13 protein-coding genes are annotated in these 14,432 nt (G+C 74.7%); 5 read left to right on the top strand and 8 right to left on the bottom strand.

Annotated features, from left to right (window positions below; all coding sequences use genetic code 11):
- Positions 1 to 340: 340 nt before the first annotated feature.
- On the top strand, positions 341 to 610 hold the full coding sequence (locus tag ACLQ2U_RS02575; protein WP_425748854.1) for a DUF6458 family protein: 270 nt from the start codon (positions 341 to 343) through the stop codon (positions 608 to 610).
- 67 nt (positions 611 to 677) lie between these two features.
- Here the strand turns inward: ACLQ2U_RS02575 and ACLQ2U_RS02570 are convergent, their stop codons facing one another.
- A complete protein-coding gene (locus tag ACLQ2U_RS02570) occupies positions 678 to 1,217 on the bottom strand; it encodes a SixA phosphatase family protein (protein WP_425748853.1) in 540 nt (179 codons plus the stop codon).
- 116 nt (positions 1,218 to 1,333) lie between these two features.
- Between ACLQ2U_RS02570 and ACLQ2U_RS02565 the strand changes: the two genes are divergently transcribed.
- The gene (locus ACLQ2U_RS02565; protein ID WP_425748852.1) at positions 1,334 to 1,624 is read left to right on the top strand and encodes a DUF6458 family protein; all 291 of its coding nucleotides are present in this window, start codon (positions 1,334 to 1,336) and stop codon (positions 1,622 to 1,624) included.
- Positions 1,625 to 1,684: 60 nt separating this feature from the next.
- On the opposite strand, the gene trhA is transcribed toward ACLQ2U_RS02565, so the two are convergent.
- Positions 1,685 to 2,362, bottom strand: a complete 678-nt coding sequence (gene trhA, locus ACLQ2U_RS02560; RefSeq protein ID WP_425748851.1) for a PAQR family membrane homeostasis protein TrhA — start codon at positions 2,360 to 2,362, stop codon at positions 1,685 to 1,687.
- Between the two features lie 107 nt (positions 2,363 to 2,469).
- Between trhA and ACLQ2U_RS02555 the strand changes: the two genes are divergently transcribed.
- The 3 genes from ACLQ2U_RS02555 to ACLQ2U_RS02545 are packed head-to-tail and all read left to right on the top strand — an operon-like array spanning position 2,470 to position 4,659.
- The gene (locus ACLQ2U_RS02555; protein ID WP_425748850.1) at positions 2,470 to 3,081 is read left to right on the top strand and encodes a 5-oxoprolinase subunit B family protein; all 612 of its coding nucleotides are present in this window, start codon (positions 2,470 to 2,472) and stop codon (positions 3,079 to 3,081) included.
- Positions 2,979 to 3,926 (top strand): biotin-dependent carboxyltransferase family protein, encoded by a 948-nt coding sequence (locus tag ACLQ2U_RS02550; protein WP_425748893.1) that lies wholly within the window; start codon positions 2,979 to 2,981, stop codon positions 3,924 to 3,926. Before ACLQ2U_RS02555 ends, ACLQ2U_RS02550 begins: the two co-directional genes overlap by 103 nt.
- Positions 3,910 to 4,659, top strand: coding sequence for a LamB/YcsF family protein (locus ACLQ2U_RS02545; RefSeq protein ID WP_425748849.1), 750 nt, complete (start codon positions 3,910 to 3,912; stop codon positions 4,657 to 4,659). The genes ACLQ2U_RS02550 and ACLQ2U_RS02545 overlap by 17 nt, the downstream gene beginning before the upstream one ends.
- Positions 4,660 to 4,794: 135 nt before the next feature.
- On the opposite strand, the gene ACLQ2U_RS02540 is transcribed toward ACLQ2U_RS02545, so the two are convergent.
- The 6 genes from ACLQ2U_RS02540 to pdhA all read right to left on the bottom strand — a co-directional run bounded on the left by ACLQ2U_RS02540 (position 4,795) and on the right by pdhA (position 14,136).
- Positions 4,795 to 6,627 carry an NHL domain-containing thioredoxin family protein gene (locus ACLQ2U_RS02540; protein ID WP_425748848.1) on the bottom strand — a complete coding sequence of 611 codons (1,833 nt, stop codon included), beginning with the start codon at positions 6,625 to 6,627 and terminating at the stop codon, positions 4,795 to 4,797.
- A gap of 149 nt (positions 6,628 to 6,776) precedes the next feature.
- Positions 6,777 to 9,797 (bottom strand): LppU/SCO3897 family protein, encoded by a 3,021-nt coding sequence (locus tag ACLQ2U_RS02535; RefSeq protein ID WP_425748847.1) that lies wholly within the window; start codon positions 9,795 to 9,797, stop codon positions 6,777 to 6,779.
- A 344-nt stretch (positions 9,798 to 10,141) separates the two neighbouring features.
- Entirely contained in the window at positions 10,142 to 10,279 is a 138-nt protein-coding gene (locus ACLQ2U_RS02530; RefSeq protein WP_425748846.1) for a hypothetical protein, read from the bottom strand.
- 220 nt (positions 10,280 to 10,499) lie between these two features.
- On the bottom strand, positions 10,500 to 11,963 hold the full coding sequence (locus ACLQ2U_RS02525) for a dihydrolipoamide acetyltransferase family protein (RefSeq protein WP_425748892.1): 1,464 nt from the start codon (positions 11,961 to 11,963) through the stop codon (positions 10,500 to 10,502).
- 5 nt (positions 11,964 to 11,968) lie between these two features.
- Positions 11,969 to 12,958, bottom strand: a complete 990-nt coding sequence (locus ACLQ2U_RS02520) for an alpha-ketoacid dehydrogenase subunit beta (RefSeq protein ID WP_425748845.1) — start codon at positions 12,956 to 12,958, stop codon at positions 11,969 to 11,971.
- Positions 12,958 to 14,136: a pyruvate dehydrogenase (acetyl-transferring) E1 component subunit alpha gene (pdhA, locus tag ACLQ2U_RS02515; RefSeq protein ID WP_425748844.1), complete on the bottom strand. Its 1,179-nt coding sequence runs from the start codon at positions 14,134 to 14,136 to the stop codon at positions 12,958 to 12,960. The genes ACLQ2U_RS02520 and pdhA overlap by 1 nt, the downstream gene beginning before the upstream one ends.
- Positions 14,137 to 14,432: the final 296 nt, after the last annotated feature.

Genomic DNA, 14,432 nt, shown 5'->3' with positions numbered 1-14,432 from the left:
TATACACTGTTGTTCGTTCGTCGGCAGCGTCATCTGACTATCCCCTGCGAGATGTGTCTAAGAGCCAGGCTCGGTCACGAGGCGCTGCAGACCTTCGCCGGCCGCCGTCGTCTTCCGTCCCGGCCGGCCCTGGGGCGCCCGACCCGGGTTGCGGCATGTCGCGGTGTCCGTCCGTTCCCACAGCGCGACATGCGGCAGGCGGGCGGCTCGGCGTGCCGGAGCGCCGCGCCAGGCGGGGATTGGCGTGGGCTGGCCGGGTAGGGCCGCCATGGGGCGGGTAACCGTCGCGGACCACGTCAGGGCACGCCCAAGGGCCTTCGCACAGGGGAGTGCAGCGCACATGGGCATTGGTAGCGGCATCTTTCTCATCGCGCTGGGCGCGATCATGACCTTCGCCATCCGGGCCAACGTCTGGTGGATCGACCTGCGCGCGGTCGGCTGGGTGTTCATCCTGGCCGGGCTCGGCGTCCTGTTCACCACGCTCTGGTTCTGGCAGGACCGGCGCAAGCGGGCACGCACGCTGATCGTGGAGGAGAACCGGCTCTCGCACCCGACCGCGATGATGCCCCCGCCCCCCGACCCGCCGCCGCCCACCGCGCCGCCCTCCTGACCGCGGCCGCGAGTCGTCCCGGCCGCCGCGCCGGGGCGGGCGGGTACCGGTCCAGCCCCGCACCAGGTCAGCCGCGCGCGGTGTGCCGGTCGGTGATCGGCGCGCCGCCCGGCGCGAGCTCGGACCAGGCCGATGTCGGGCTGTGCACCACCAGGTCGGTGGTGCGCAGCCCGTCCGTGTCCGCCTGCTCCGGGTCGAGCAGCGCCGAAAGCAGCGAGATGCCCGGATTGTGGGCGACCAGCAGTACCGTGCCGGCCGCCGGGTCGGCCGTTCGGAGCAGGTCCAGCAGGTCGTCGGGGTGCGCCTCGTACGCGGCGGCCTCGTAGCGCACCACCGGTCTGGACCCCGCCGGTCCACCCTCCGGCGGGGAGCCGGTCATGCCCAGGGCCACGTCGTGCCAGGTCTGCCGGGTACGCCGGGCCGGCGAGCAGAGCACCACGTCGGGAAGCAGTGCGTGCCGGGCCAGCCAGGCCCCGGCGGCGGCCGCGTCGGCGTGCCCCCGGGCGGTCAACCGGCGATCGGCGTCCGGGGCGTCCCCGTCGGGCTGTTCGGCCTTGGCGTGCCGGAGCAGCACCAGTGTCCGTTTCTCGGCTCTGCCGTCCGTCATGCGCCCAGCTTGCCTGATTGACGATCAGAGCGCCTGGGTAAGTCGATGGATGCCGCTCGCCCATCGATGGCCGCGGCGGGTAGGAAACGCCAGCTGACAGCCAAGGAGGCGACGTCATGGGCATCGGTGCCGGTATCTTCCTCATCGCGCTGGGCGCGATCTTCGCGTTCGCCGTCGACGCCAACCTGGGATGGCTCGACCTGAACGTGGTCGGCTGGGTGCTGATGCTCGCCGGCGTCGTCGGCCTGGTCACCACCCTCTACTTCTGGAACACCCGCCGGCGTACCGTCGTCGCCACCCCGGTGCGCGAGGACCGGGTCGTGGCCGACCGGGTCGTCCCGGTGCAGGACGACCGGGTGGTGCGGGAGGAGTACCGCGAGGTGCGCCGCCCGGGTCACCCGGGCTGATCCATACCCCACAGACGTCGTAGGGCCCCGCAACGGCGCGGGGCCCTACGCCTTTCCGGGTCAGGCGAAGAGCGCGAAGTAGATCGCGATGTGGTGGCAGATCGCTGCGAGCAGTGTGCAGGCGTGGAAGAACTCGTGGTGGCCGAAGACGGTGGGCCAGGGGTTCGGCCGGCGCAGCGCGTAGAAGATCGCGCCCACGCTGTAGATCGCCCCGCCGACCGCGAGCAGCACCAGGGCGGTGACCCCGCCCTCGCGCAGGATCTGCGGCAGCATCGCCACCGAGACCCAGCCGAGCGCCAGGTACAGCGGCGCGGAGACCCACCGCGGCGCGTGCGGCCAGACCATCTTCAGGGCCACGCCGGCCAGCGCCCCACCCCAGACCAGGCTGAGCATGATGGTCGCCATCCGGCGGTCGAGCAGCAGGGCACAGAACGGGGTGTACGTGCCGGCGATGAACACGAAGATCATCGAATGGTCCATCCGGCGCATGATCTGGTAGCCCCGCTCGGACCACACCCGGCGGTGGTAGAGGGCGCTGGTGCCGAAGAGCCCGCAGACGGTCAGGCTGTAGATCACGCAACTGACCAGCGGTGCCCAGCCGGGGCGGCTGGCCGCGATGGAACAGAGGACGATGCCGCAGGCCAGCGCGACGAAGAACGCGTAGGTGTGCAGCCAGCCGCGCATGCGGGGCTTACCGATGTCAACCGGCTTGAGCCGAAGCGGTGCGGAGGTGGTCACGCACCTAGGTTACGACACCGTAGGTTACCTGGAGGTAGCGCCGCTGGTAACCCTTCCGGACGGGTCGGTCGACCCTGTCCAGGCCATCGATCGGGGAGTATGGCGGGATGCGGATCCGACCCGTCGGCCGGCACGCCCTGCTGCTGGACTGCGACGACCCCGGCCAGGTGGAGGCGTGGCGGGCCGAGCTCTGGCGGCGCCGCGAGGCCGGTGAACTGACCGCCGTCGAGATCGTCCCGGCCGCGGCGACCGTGCTGCTGGACGGGGTGCCGGACCCCGCCGGGGCCGCCGCGCGGATCGCCCGCTGGACGCCCCGACCGGCCGCCGCCACGGCCACCGCCCGCGAGGTCCAGGTCCCCACCGTGTACGACGGGGAGGACCTGCCCGCCGTCGCCGACCACTGGGGGGTGGCCGTGCCGGAGGTGGTCGACCGGCTGCGACGCACCGAGTTCCGGGTGGCGTTCTGCGGGTTCGCGCCGGGGTTCGCGTACCTGGTCGGGCTGCCGCCGGAATGCGGGGTGCCCCGGCGGCCCAGCCCGCGCCCCCGGGTGCCGGCCGGGTCGGTGGCGCTCGCGGGGCCGTACGCCGGGATCTACCCGACCGCCTCGCCCGGCGGCTGGCTGCTGGTCGGGCGGACCGCGCTGACCCTGTTCGACGTGCGGGCCGACCCGCCGGCCCGGCTCACCCCCGGCACCCGGGTCCGGCTGGTGCCGGCGTGATCGAGGTGCTCCGGGCGGGTCCGCTGACCACCGTGCAGGACCTGGGCCGGCCCGGCTGGGCCCACCTCGGCGTACCCCGGTCCGGGGCGCTCGACCCGGCGGCGCTGGCGCTGGCCAACCGGCTGGTCGGCAACCCGGAGTCCGCCGCCGGCCTGGAGATCACCCTGACCGGCTGCGAGCTGCGGCCGAGCCGGGCGGTGACCGTCGCGGTCACCGGGGCGGACGCGGTCGTCCGGGTCGGCCGGCGCGCCGGCGACGTGGGCCGCCCGCTCTCGGTGCCGGCCGGCGCGGTGGTCCGGGTCGACCCGCCCCGCGACGGGCTGCGCAACTGGCTCGCGGTCGGCGGCGGGGTCGCGGTCGAACCGGTGCTCGGCAGCCGCGCCACCGACACCCTCTCCGGCCTCGGCCCCGCACCGGTACGCGACGGCGACCGGCTGCCGCTCGGCCCGGCGCCCGGCCCGCCGGCCCCGGTGGACGTGACCGTCGGCCGATCGGTCCCGCGCGAGGTCCTGCTGGCGCTGCGCCCGGGCCCCCGGCACGACTGGTTCACCGCCGAGGCGCTGGACCGGCTGTTCGGCACGGCGTACGCGGTCAGCCCGGTCGGTGACCGGGTCGGCGCGCGACTGATCGGCGCGGCGCTGCCCCGCGCGGTCGCCGGTGAACTGCCCAGCGAGGGCGTCGTGCTCGGCGCGGTGCAGGTGCCGGCGGACGGCCAACCGCTGGTCTTCCTTGCCGACCATCCCACCACCGGCGGGTACCCGGTCATCGGGGTGGTGGACGACGTGACACCCCTCGCGCAGGCCAGGCCAGGGACTACGGTGAGGTTCCATGGACCTCAACGCTGACCTCGGCGAGGGATTCGGCATCTGGCGGCTCGGCGACGACGAGGCGCTGCTGGATCTGGTCACCTCGGCCAACGTCGCCTGCGGCTTCCACGGCGGTGACCCGTCCACCATGCGCCGGGTCTGCGCCACCGCCACCGAGCGCGGCGTGGCGATCGGCGCCCAGGTCGGCTACCGGGATCTCGCCGGCTTCGGCCGCCGGCACATCGCGTACGCCTTCACCGAGCTGCGCGACGAGGTCACCTACCAGCTCGGCGCCCTCGACGCGTTCTGCCGGCTGTTCCACACCCGGGTCCGCTACCTCAAGCCGCACGGCGCGCTCTACCACGCGGCCTCGGTCGACGAGTCGCAGGCCGCGGCGCTGGTCGCCGCCGTCAGCGGCTGGGACGACCAGCTGCCGATCCTCTGCGGGCCGGGCTCCACCCTCGCCCAGCTCGCCGCCGGCGCCGGCCTGCGGGTGGTCGCCGAGGGCTTCGCCGACCGGGGCTACCTGCCCAACGGCTCACTGGTGCCCCGGACCGCGCTCGGCGCGCTGGTCACCGACCCGGAGGAGGTCGCCCACCGGGCGGTCCAGATGGCGACCGAGCACACCGTGGTCGCGGTCGACGGCACCGTCGTCCCGTGCGTGGTCGGGTCGATCTGCCTGCACGGCGACACCCCCGGGGCGGTGGCCTCGGCGGCGCTGGTCCGGGCCGCGCTGATCGACGCCGGCGTCACCCCGAAGCCGTTCGCCTGACCGGTCCCTGCCCTGACTCTCACCCCGGTGAGCGTTCCGTGGGTCGCGAGAGCCCGGCCGTTGCCCGGGCGTCGCCGGGCGGGATCGAGCGCGCCGCTCGGCGGCCGGGCCCGGCGTCGTACGACCGGCCCGACGTCAGGCGTCCATGCCGCGCAGCACCAGCGGCACCCGGGTCGCGCCGCCGTCCACCACCCGTACCGGCACGCCCCAGTCCTGCCGGGTCAGGTGGCAGGCGGCGTGCTCGACGTCCGCGTCGCAGGTCGCCGCCTGGGCGGTCACCTGGAGCACCCCCGAGGTCACCTCGCTACTGACCACCAGCCGGCGGGACAGGTCGGTGGTGGTGCCGGCCCCCTCCACCAGCAGCTCCGGCGGCGAGGCGGAGACCACCAGCCGGGTGGACGGGCCGTACGTGTCGTCGAGCTTCTGCCCGGGCGCCGGGGTGAAGATGACGTCCAGGGTCAGCTCGCCCGCCGCCACGTCCGTCGGCTTGCGCTCCAGCCGGTGCCGGGGGCCGTCCACCGTGCTCGCCCCGGCGGCGGAGAGCGCGCCCGGGGCCAGCCGGGTCAGCCGGTGCGCGGCCGATTCGACGACCAGCACCTCGCCCTCGGCGGTGAGCACCAGGTCGCTCGGCTCGGCCAGGCCGTCGGCCACCGTGGCGACCTGGCCGGTCTCCGGGTCGAAGCGGCGCACCGCGCCGTTGTAGGTGTCCGCGATCAGCACCGAGCCGTCCGGCAGCGCGCAGACCCCGAGCGGGTGCTGGAGCAGCGCCCGGTCGGCGGGGCCGTCCACGTGGCCGAAGTCGAAGAGGCCCTGCCCGACGGCGGTGCCCATGACGCCGTTCTCCACGTACCGGATGGCGCTGGTCTCGCTGTCCGCCACCCAGAGCCGGGTGCCGTCGGCGGAGACGGAGAGCCCGGACGGCTGGGCCATCCAGGCGTCCGGCAGCGGGCCGTCGCGCAGCGCCTCGACCGTGGTGCCCGCGTACATGCCGGCGGTGCGCTTCATCGGGTCGAACCACCAGAGCTGGTGGATGCCGGCCATCGCGATGACGACCTTGTCGTCGTACCAGGCCAGGTCCCAGGGGGAGGAGAGGTCGACCGAGAGCGCGTCGTGCGCGTGGTCGTCCACCGTGGAGCGCCACTGCCGGCCGGTGCCGGCGACGGTCACCACCTCGCCGGTCGCCAGCCGGACGCCGCGCAGCAGGTGGTTGACGGTGTCCGCGACGACCAGGTCGTAGCCGGCGACCTCGGCCACATGCGCGGGGAGCAGGCAGAGTCCCTGCGGCTCGGAGAAGGCGGCCGTCTCCGCCGGGCCGTCGGCGCGACCCCGCTCGCCGGAGCCGATCCGGCGGACCAGTTTCTCGCCGTCCGGGGCCAGCTCCGCCAGCGAGTGCCGGGCCGAGTCGGAGACCAGCAGGTTCCCGCCGTCGAGCAGCACGACCTTGCCGGGGAAGCGCAGCGCCGTCTCCGGCTCCGCCGGCGGGACGTACGGGCCGTCGCCACGGTGCAGCGTGCCCTTCGCCTCGTGGGTGGCGACCAGGTCGTCGACCAGCCGGGCCAACCCCTCGGCGTGCCCCTCGCCGGCCATGGTGGCCACCACGTAGCCCTCGGGGTCGACCACCGACAGGGTCGGCCATGCCTTGGCCGTGTACTGCTGCCACATGTCCAGCTCGGGGTCGTCGAGCACCGGGTGGTGCACGCCGTACCGCTCGACCGCCGCGGCCAGCGCGTCCGGGTCCTTCTCGTGCTCGAATTTCGGCGAGTGCACGCCGATCACGACGAGCACGTCGCCGTACTTCTCCTCCAGCGGGCGCAGCTCGTCGAGCACGTGCAGGCAGTTGATGCAGCAGAAGGTCCAGAAGTCCAGCAAGACGATCTTGCCGCGCAGGTCGGCGAGCTTCAGCTCCCGCCCGCCGGTGTTCAGCCAGCCCCGACCGCGAAGCTCAGGGGCCCGTACGCGTGCGCTCATGCCCCCCAGTCTGCCGGACGGTGGACGGCCCGCCGGCCGGGACCCGGAGGGTGCTCGATCACACCCGGGGGCGCCGCGCGAGTCACCGTGTGCCACGGACGTACGACGGCGGGGCCACGGATCACCGTGGCCCCGCCGTCGGAGGGTCGTTACTTGCCGGCCGGCTTCAGGCAGAGCACCCGGTCGGCGGCGCTGCCCGGCAGCACCACGTGCGGCTGGGCCGGGTCGGCGCACTTCTCCTTGGCGTCGACCCTGGAGACCACGGTGAAGGCGCCCTGCTCGCCGCAGTCCGCCTCCGTCGCCCCGTTGCCGGACTGCTTGACGCAGGACCCGACGGCGAAGGCGGCCGGCTTGTCGTCGTCACCGCCGATCTTCCCGAGGAGGCTGAGCAGGCCGAGCGGCACGGCCAGGATCAGCACCGCCGCGACCAGCACGATGGCGAGCACCCTGCCGTTGCGTATCTTCGGCGCCGGCTGCTCGGTCTTCGGCTCCGCCTCCGGCCTGAACGCCTCGAAGCGTCCCTGCTCCGGCCCGGGGGCCGGCTCCTGGTGCCACCCGCCCGGGCCGGACTGCCCGCCCGGCGCGGGGAAGGGCTGACCGGCGTGCGGGAACGGCTGGCCCGCGGGCGGGAACGGCGACGCGAAGCCGCCGTGCGCCGGGTCGTGGGCCGGGTGGCCGTACCCGGGGACGCCGCCGGGGGGCGGACCGCCGGCGGCCGGACCGCCGAACGGCTCCGCCGGACGCTCGGCCGAGCCGTGCGGGCGTACCCCGTTCATCGGCCGGTTGTTGCCGGCCGGGTCGGCGAAGGCCGGGATGGCGCCCGGGAACGCCGGTGGGGCGGACGAGGGCGCCTCGCCGAAGGCGTGCGGGGCGTCCGGCCGCTCGTCGAACCGGCTGCGGTCCTGGTCGTCGAAGCGCGGCCGGTCCTGGTCGTCGAACCGGTTACGGTCCTGGTCGTCGAAGCGCGGCCGGCCCTGGTCGTCGAACCGGCTACGGTCCTGCTCGTCGAAGCGGGGCTGCGGGGCGTGCTCCGGCTGCTCCTCCACCGGCTCGTCCACCGGCTCCGGGCGGGCCGGCCGGCCGTACACCCGGGCCTGCGGGGCGGGCGTGCCGCCCGGCCGCAGCGCCTGGTCGGTCGGAGGCATCACCCGGCTGGCCAGTGGCACCGAGGCGCTCGCCGACGCCCGGCCGGCGGCGCCGGCCGCGGACTCCGCGGCGTCGGCCGCCGGTACGGAGGCGCGCCCTGTCCCCTCGGACTCGGGTGAGGTACGCGGCCCGGGCACCACCGGCCCGGCCGGCGACGGCGGCTCCTCCGCCGGACCCCAGCCCGACGGGTCGGCGGAGCGCTCCGGCTCGTAGCCGGTCGGGGTGCCGGCCCCCTCCCGGCCGTTCGGCTCGAAGGCCGGCTGCTCGGCAGGACCGCCGAACTGGGCCGGCGGGGTGTAGTCGGCCAGCGGGGCGGCGGTCAGGCTGGCACCCGGGACCCGCTGCTCCTGCGGCGGCAGCGGGACGGCATTGGCCGGCGAGATGCCGGGGGCCGCCCCCGGTTGGTAGACCGGCGGCTCCTCGGCCCGCTGCGGCTCCCAGGCGTCCTCGGCCGGGTGCTGCGCGGCCCCCGCCTCGGTGCGGCCCCAGGCCTGGCCCGGCGCCCACGGCTCGGCGTCCGGTACGGCCGGGCGCTCGGCGCCGGCCCATTGCGGCGGGTTGTCGGCGGCCGTACCCCAGGCGGGCGGGCCGCCCGGGGCCGCGGCGGACGCGGTCGCCCGGGCGGGCTGCTCCGGCGGCGTCCAGCCGCCCTGGTCCGGGCGGTCGTCCTGCTGCAGTACGGAGGCCCCGCCCCAGGCGCCGGCACGCGCCGGTTCCTGCGCGCCCGGCCACTCCTGGCCCTGCTGGTCGCCGGAGCGCTGGTCGTCCTGCGCCGGCGCGGCACCCCACCCGTCGGCGGGCTGCTGCTCCTCGCGTGCGTCCCAGCGGGACGGTGCCGGCTCCTCCGCGGCGGCCCAGGGCTGCTGCGGCCGGTCGTCCTGCGGCGCGAAGCCCCAGCCGCCGGAACGGGAGGCGTCGTCCTGGGTGGAGGGCCCGCCGGCGTGCCATCCGCCGGAGCGGGCCGGGTCGTCCTCCGTGGACCATCCGCCGGCGGCCGGGGCGTCGGCCTGCGGCACCTGGGCCGCGCCACGCGCACCGGCCTCCGGCTGCGTCCAGTCGGCGGCCGGCTCCGGCTGCTGCGGCACCTGCACCGAGGCCCGGCCGGCGGAGCGGGGCGCGTCGTCCTGAGTGGACGGCACGCCGGCGTTCCAGCCGCCGGAGTGGGCCGGGTCGTCCTGCGTGGTGCCGTGCCAGCCGCCCGAGGTGGCCGGGCCGTCGTGGGCGCCGGCGATCCAGCCGCCGTTGCGCGCGGGCTCGCCCTGCCCCTGGCCGGCGCCGGCGTCCCACCCGCCGGAGCGGGCCGGGTCGTCCTGGCTGGCCGTGGTCCATCCGCCGCTGCGCGCCGGGTCGTCCTGCGGAGGGGAGTGCCAGCCGCCGGAGCGGTCGGCGTCGTCGTCCCGCGGCGCGGCGGCCGTACCCCAGCCGTTGGTGCCGGCGGCCTGCTCCGGCTGCGGGGCGGTCCAGCCGCCCGAGCCGGTCGGGTCGGCCGGCGGGGACCAGCCGTTCGTCGGGGGGACGCCGGCCTGCGGCACCCGGGCGGCGCCACGGGCGCCGGTTTCGGGCTGCGCCCATGCCGCGGCCTGCTCGGCCTGCTCGGCCTGCGCCCAGCCGGGCTGCGCCGGCTCACCCTGCCCGGCGGACGGGGCCGGGGCGGCGGCCCAGGCGTTCGCCGGCTGGTCGTTCTCCGTGGCCCAGGCGGGCTGTGGCGTGCTGCCCTGCGGACCCCAGGAGCCGGGCTGCGCCGGCTCGCCCTGTTGCGGCACCTGCGCGGCGCCCCACGCCGGGGGCTGGTCCTGCGCGGCGGCCCAGGCCGGGGGCTGGTCCTGCGCGGCGGCCCAGGCCGGGGCGGGCGGGTTCGGTCGGCCGGCGGGGGGCGGGGGCGCCCAGCCGAGGTCCGGGGCGGCGGGGGCGCCGTACCCGGTGTCCTGCTGCGACCGCCGGTCGCCGTACGGCGTCGGTCCACCGGCGCCCGGTGGCACCTCGTCCGGCTCCTGGCCGGGGCGGTGCTGGCCCTCGGACGTCATGGGTGCGCCTCCTCCATCACATGTCGGCCGCCGACGCCGTCCGGGTCCGGTCGGCTGTGTCGCCGAGCGTTCCGGCGGTTCGGCCGTGCGGCTCCCCGCACCGTATCCGGTGAGCGCGGCTGGCTTCCGGGGAGCACCCGGCCGTCACTCCGCGTCGCCGGACGGTGTCGATCGGCTTCCATCCGGCTCGATCTCGTCGCGGGTCGGCGGGTGGCGACCGTGCCCCACCGTACCGGGCGTCGGGTCGAGGTGGAATCCCGGTCTCAGGGCCCCGGAACGCCGATGACCCGCCCGGGTGCCCGGGCGGGTCATCGATCTGGAGGAGGTGAGGAAAGTCTGTGGCGTCAGCTCACGTGACGCTGGGCGATCGCGAGGATCTCGTTGCGCACCGCGGGCGAGTTGGCGGAACGCAGCGCGTGCTCGATGGCGCGGGCGCGGCGGTTGGCGTCGCGGCGGGTGCGGATTCGCTCGATCATGCTCATTGTGGTCTCTCCTCCGGCTATTCGGTTGTCAGCCCCTGATGTCTCTATTGAAGCGCAAGCGAGCGGCAACTTCCATCGATTATTAGGTGAGCTGGGACACCTGCCTACGGATCGTAGGTCACGGGGGGTCAGGACCGAAGTTTTCTTCTCCCAACGGCAACGGCCGGTGTGCCGGGCGTTCACCCGTGGCACACCGGCCGTGGCCTGGTGTCGTGGACCGTCAGGTCCAGGCGAGCAGCGCCGCCTCCGGATCGGCGAGGAAGTCCCCGATGTCGCGGAGGAACTTCGAGCCCAGCTCGCCGTCGATGATCCGGTGGTCGAACGACAGGCCCAGCGTGGTGACCTGGCGCGGCTTGACCTTGCCCTTGTGCACCCAGGGCATCTCGCGGACCGCGCCGAAGGCCAGGATCGCCGACTCGCCCGGGGGCAGGATCGGCGTACCGGTGTCGACCCCGAAGACGCCGACATTGGTGATCGTCAGCGTGCCGCCGGACATGTCGGCCGGCGAGGTGCGGCCGGCCTTCGCCGTCTGCACCAGGTCGGTCATCGCGTCCGCCAGCTCACGCAGCGAGAGCCGGCCGGCGTCCTTGATGTTCGGCACGATCAGGCCGCGCTCGGTGGCCGCCGCGATGCCCAGGTTGACGTAGTCCTTGACCACGATCTCGTCGCCGGCCCAGGTCGAGTTGACCATCGGGTGGCGCTTGACCGCCAGCAGCACCGCCTTGGCAACCAGTAGCAGCGGCGAGACCCGGACGTCGCGCCACTCCCGCCGGTCGCGGAGCCGGTCCAGCGCCTTCATCGCCCGGGTCACGTCGACGGTGAGGAACTCCGTCACGTGCGGGGCGGTGAACGCCGAGCGGGACATGTTCTCCGCGGTGAGCTTGCGTACCCCCTTGACCGGGATGCGCTGCTCGCGGTCCGCGCCGAAGCTCGCGGCCGCCGCGACCGTCAGCGGCTCGGCCGCCGCCGGGGTCCCGCTCGCCGCCCGCTGTACGTCCTCCCGGGTGATCGAGCCCAGCGGGCCCGAGCCGGTCAGCGTGGCCAGGTCGACGCCGAGGTCCTTGGCGAGCTTGCGCACCGGCGGCTTGGCCAGCACCAGCCCACCGGCCCGGCCGTTGCCGACCGCCGGGGCGGTGACCGCCGGCGCGGGCGACACCGGCTGCGGGACCGGCGCGACCGGCGCGGGCGCGGTGGGCGCCTGCGCGTGGGCAGGAACCGGGGCGGCCTCCTTGCGGGGACGGCGCTTGGCCGCCGTGGTGCGCGGGCCGTAGCCGACCAGCACGGCGGTCCGCCCACCCGGGGCGGGACCGCCGATCAGGCCCGGCTCGACCGCGCCCTCGGCCGGTGCCACCTCGACCGCGGCCAGCGAGGCCGCCGACGGGGTGGGCAGGTCGCCGGCCGGCGCGCCGGTCGTCGACTCCTCGATCGGCCCGGCGCCCGGGTCGGTGTCGATCGCGATGATCGGCGTACCGACCTCGACCGTGGTGCCCTCCGGGTGGAAGATCGACCGCACCTGGCCGGCCCACTTTGCCGGGATCTCGACGGCCGCCTTGGCCGTCTCCACCTCGACGATCGGCTGGTTCAGCTCGATGACGTCGCCCACCTTGACCAGCCAGGCGAGGATCTCGCCCTCGGTCAGGCCCTCACCCAGGTCGGGGAGGTTGAACTCCTTGATCCGTGACATGCCGCTCACCAGCCCAAGGTGCGGTCGACGGCGTCGAGCACCCGGTCGAGGTCGGGCAGGTACTCCTCCTCCACCCGGGAGGCCGGGTAGGGGGTGTCGAAGCCGGTCACCCGCAGCACCGGGGACTCCAGGGAGTAGAAGCACTCCTCGGTGATCCGGGCCGCGATCTCCGAACCGAGACCCAGGTTGCCCGGGGCCTCGTGCACCACCACGCAGCGGCCGGTGCGCTTCACCGACTCGTACGCGGTGGTCAGGTCCAGCGGGGAGAGCGAGCGCAGGTCGATGACCTCCAGCTCCCGGCCGTCCTCGGCGGCGGCGGTGGCCGCGTCCAGGCAGGTCCGCACCATCGGGCCGTACGCCAGCACGGTCGCGTCGGTGCCCGGGCGGGCGATCCGGGCGGAGTGCAGCGGGTACGCCGCGTCCAGCGGGGCGTCCAGCTCGACCAAGCCCTTCTCCCAGTAGCGCCGCTTCGGCTCCAGGAAGACGATCGGGTCGTCCGAGGCGATGGCCTGCTGGATCATCGAGTACGCGTCCTGCGGGTTGGCGCAGGTGACGACCTTCAGCCCGGCGGTGTGCGCGAAGTACGCCTCGGGCGACTCCGAGTGGTGCTCGACCGCGCCGATGCCGCCGCCGTAGGGGATCCGGATGACCATCGGGATCCGGACCTTGCCCTGCGAGCGGTAGTGCATCTTCGCCACCTGCGACACGATCTGGTCGTACGCGGGGTAGACGAAGCCGTCGAACTGGATCTCGCAGACCGGGCGGAAGCCGCGGATGGCCAGGCCGACCGCGGTGCCGATGATGCCGGACTCGGCCAGCGGGGTGTCGATCACCCGCTGGTCGCCGAAGTCCTTCTGCAGGCCGTCGGTGATCCGGAAGACGCCGCCGAGCTTGCCGACGTCCTCGCCCATGATGACGACCTTCGGGTCGTTCTCCAGGGCCTTGCGCAGGCCGGTGTTGAGGGCCTTGCCGAGGGTGAGCGTCTCCGTGGCCATCAGTGGGCGCTCCCCTCGAACGACTCCATGTACTTGCTGAACTGCGCCCGCTGCTCGTCGAGCTCCGGGGACCCGTTGGGGTAGACGTGGTCGAACATCGTCACCGGCTCCGGGTTGGGCATCTCGAGCACCCGCTCGCGCAGGTGCACCGACTCGGTACGGGCCTGCTCGTCGACGGAGGCGAAGAAGTCCGCGTCGGCGAGCTGCTGCTTCTCCAGGAACGCCTTCATCCGGGCGATCGGGTCCTTGGCCCGCCAGGCCTCGACCTCACTGGCGATCCGGTAGCGGGTCGGGTCGTCGGAGGTGGTGTGCGCCCCCATCCGATAGGTGTACGCCTCGATCAGGCTCGGGCCCTCGCCCAGCCGGGCGTTGTCCAGCGCGTGCCGGGTCACCGCGTACGAGGCGAGCACGTCGTTGCCGTCCACCCGTACGCCGGGGAAGCCGAAGCCGCCGGCGCGCTGGTAGAGCGGGACGCGGGTCTGCCGCTCCAGCGGCTCGGAGATCGCGTACTGGTTGTTCTGGCAGAAGAAGACCAGCGGCGCGTTGAAGACGCTGGCCCAGACGAACGCCTCGTTGACGTCGCCCTGGCTGGTGGCGCCGTCGCCGAAGTAGGCGATCACCGCCTCGCCGTCCTCAGTGCCGGTCTTGCCGTCCATCGAGACGCCCATGGCGTACCCGGTCGCGTGCAGGGTCTGCGCCCCGATCACGATCGTGTACATGTTGAACTTGAACTCGTTCGGGTCCCAGCCGCCCTGGTCGACGCCGCGGAACAGGCCGAGCGGCATGATCGGGTCGATGCCCCGGCAGTAGAGGACGCCGTGCTCCCGGTAGGTCGGGAAGGCCATGTCCTGGGTGCGCAGCGCGCGCCCGGAGCCGACCTGGGCGGCCTCCTGGCCGAGCAGGCTGGCCCAGAGGCCCAGCTCGCCCTGACGCTGCAACGCGGTGGCCTCGGCGTCGAGCTTGCGGACCAGGACGAGGTCGCGGTAGAGCCCGCGGTACTCCTCGTCGGTGAAGTCGACACGGTACTCGGTCCCGTCCGGGCCGATCGCGCTCTCGATCCGCTCACCCTCCGGGGTGAGCAGCTGTACGAGTTCCGGCTCGCCCGCCGCAGCGGCTCGCTTGGACCGGGGTGCGGCCCGCCGGCCGCGGGTGGTGACCCCGGGGTCGCCCTTTGCCATCCGTCTCTCCCTGTCGTGTCTGCGCCGGAGCCGGGGGTGACCCGTCCGCCGCACATACTGCGCCGGCCCGGCCGGTGCCGGGCTCGTTCCTGGCGGCCGCGCCTAGCCCCGGTGAGGGTTGCCGCGCGACCTGAGCCGGATCCATGGGTCGAACCCGATTCGGGAGCGCCGGCGCCCAACCACGCCTGCCGCGGGGTGCGCGGAGGTCGCGGCTGCATTGCCGTCGTGCCTGAATGATTGCAGAGGAGGTGAGCGGTCCCACAATATGGCCCTCCCCGCCCGCGTGGTTCCGTCTG

The organism is Micromonospora sp. DT47, from assembly GCF_049844475.1.
Taxonomy (GTDB): domain Bacteria; phylum Actinomycetota; class Actinomycetes; order Mycobacteriales; family Micromonosporaceae; genus Micromonospora.
This window is presented reverse-complemented; position numbering and strand designations above follow the sequence as displayed.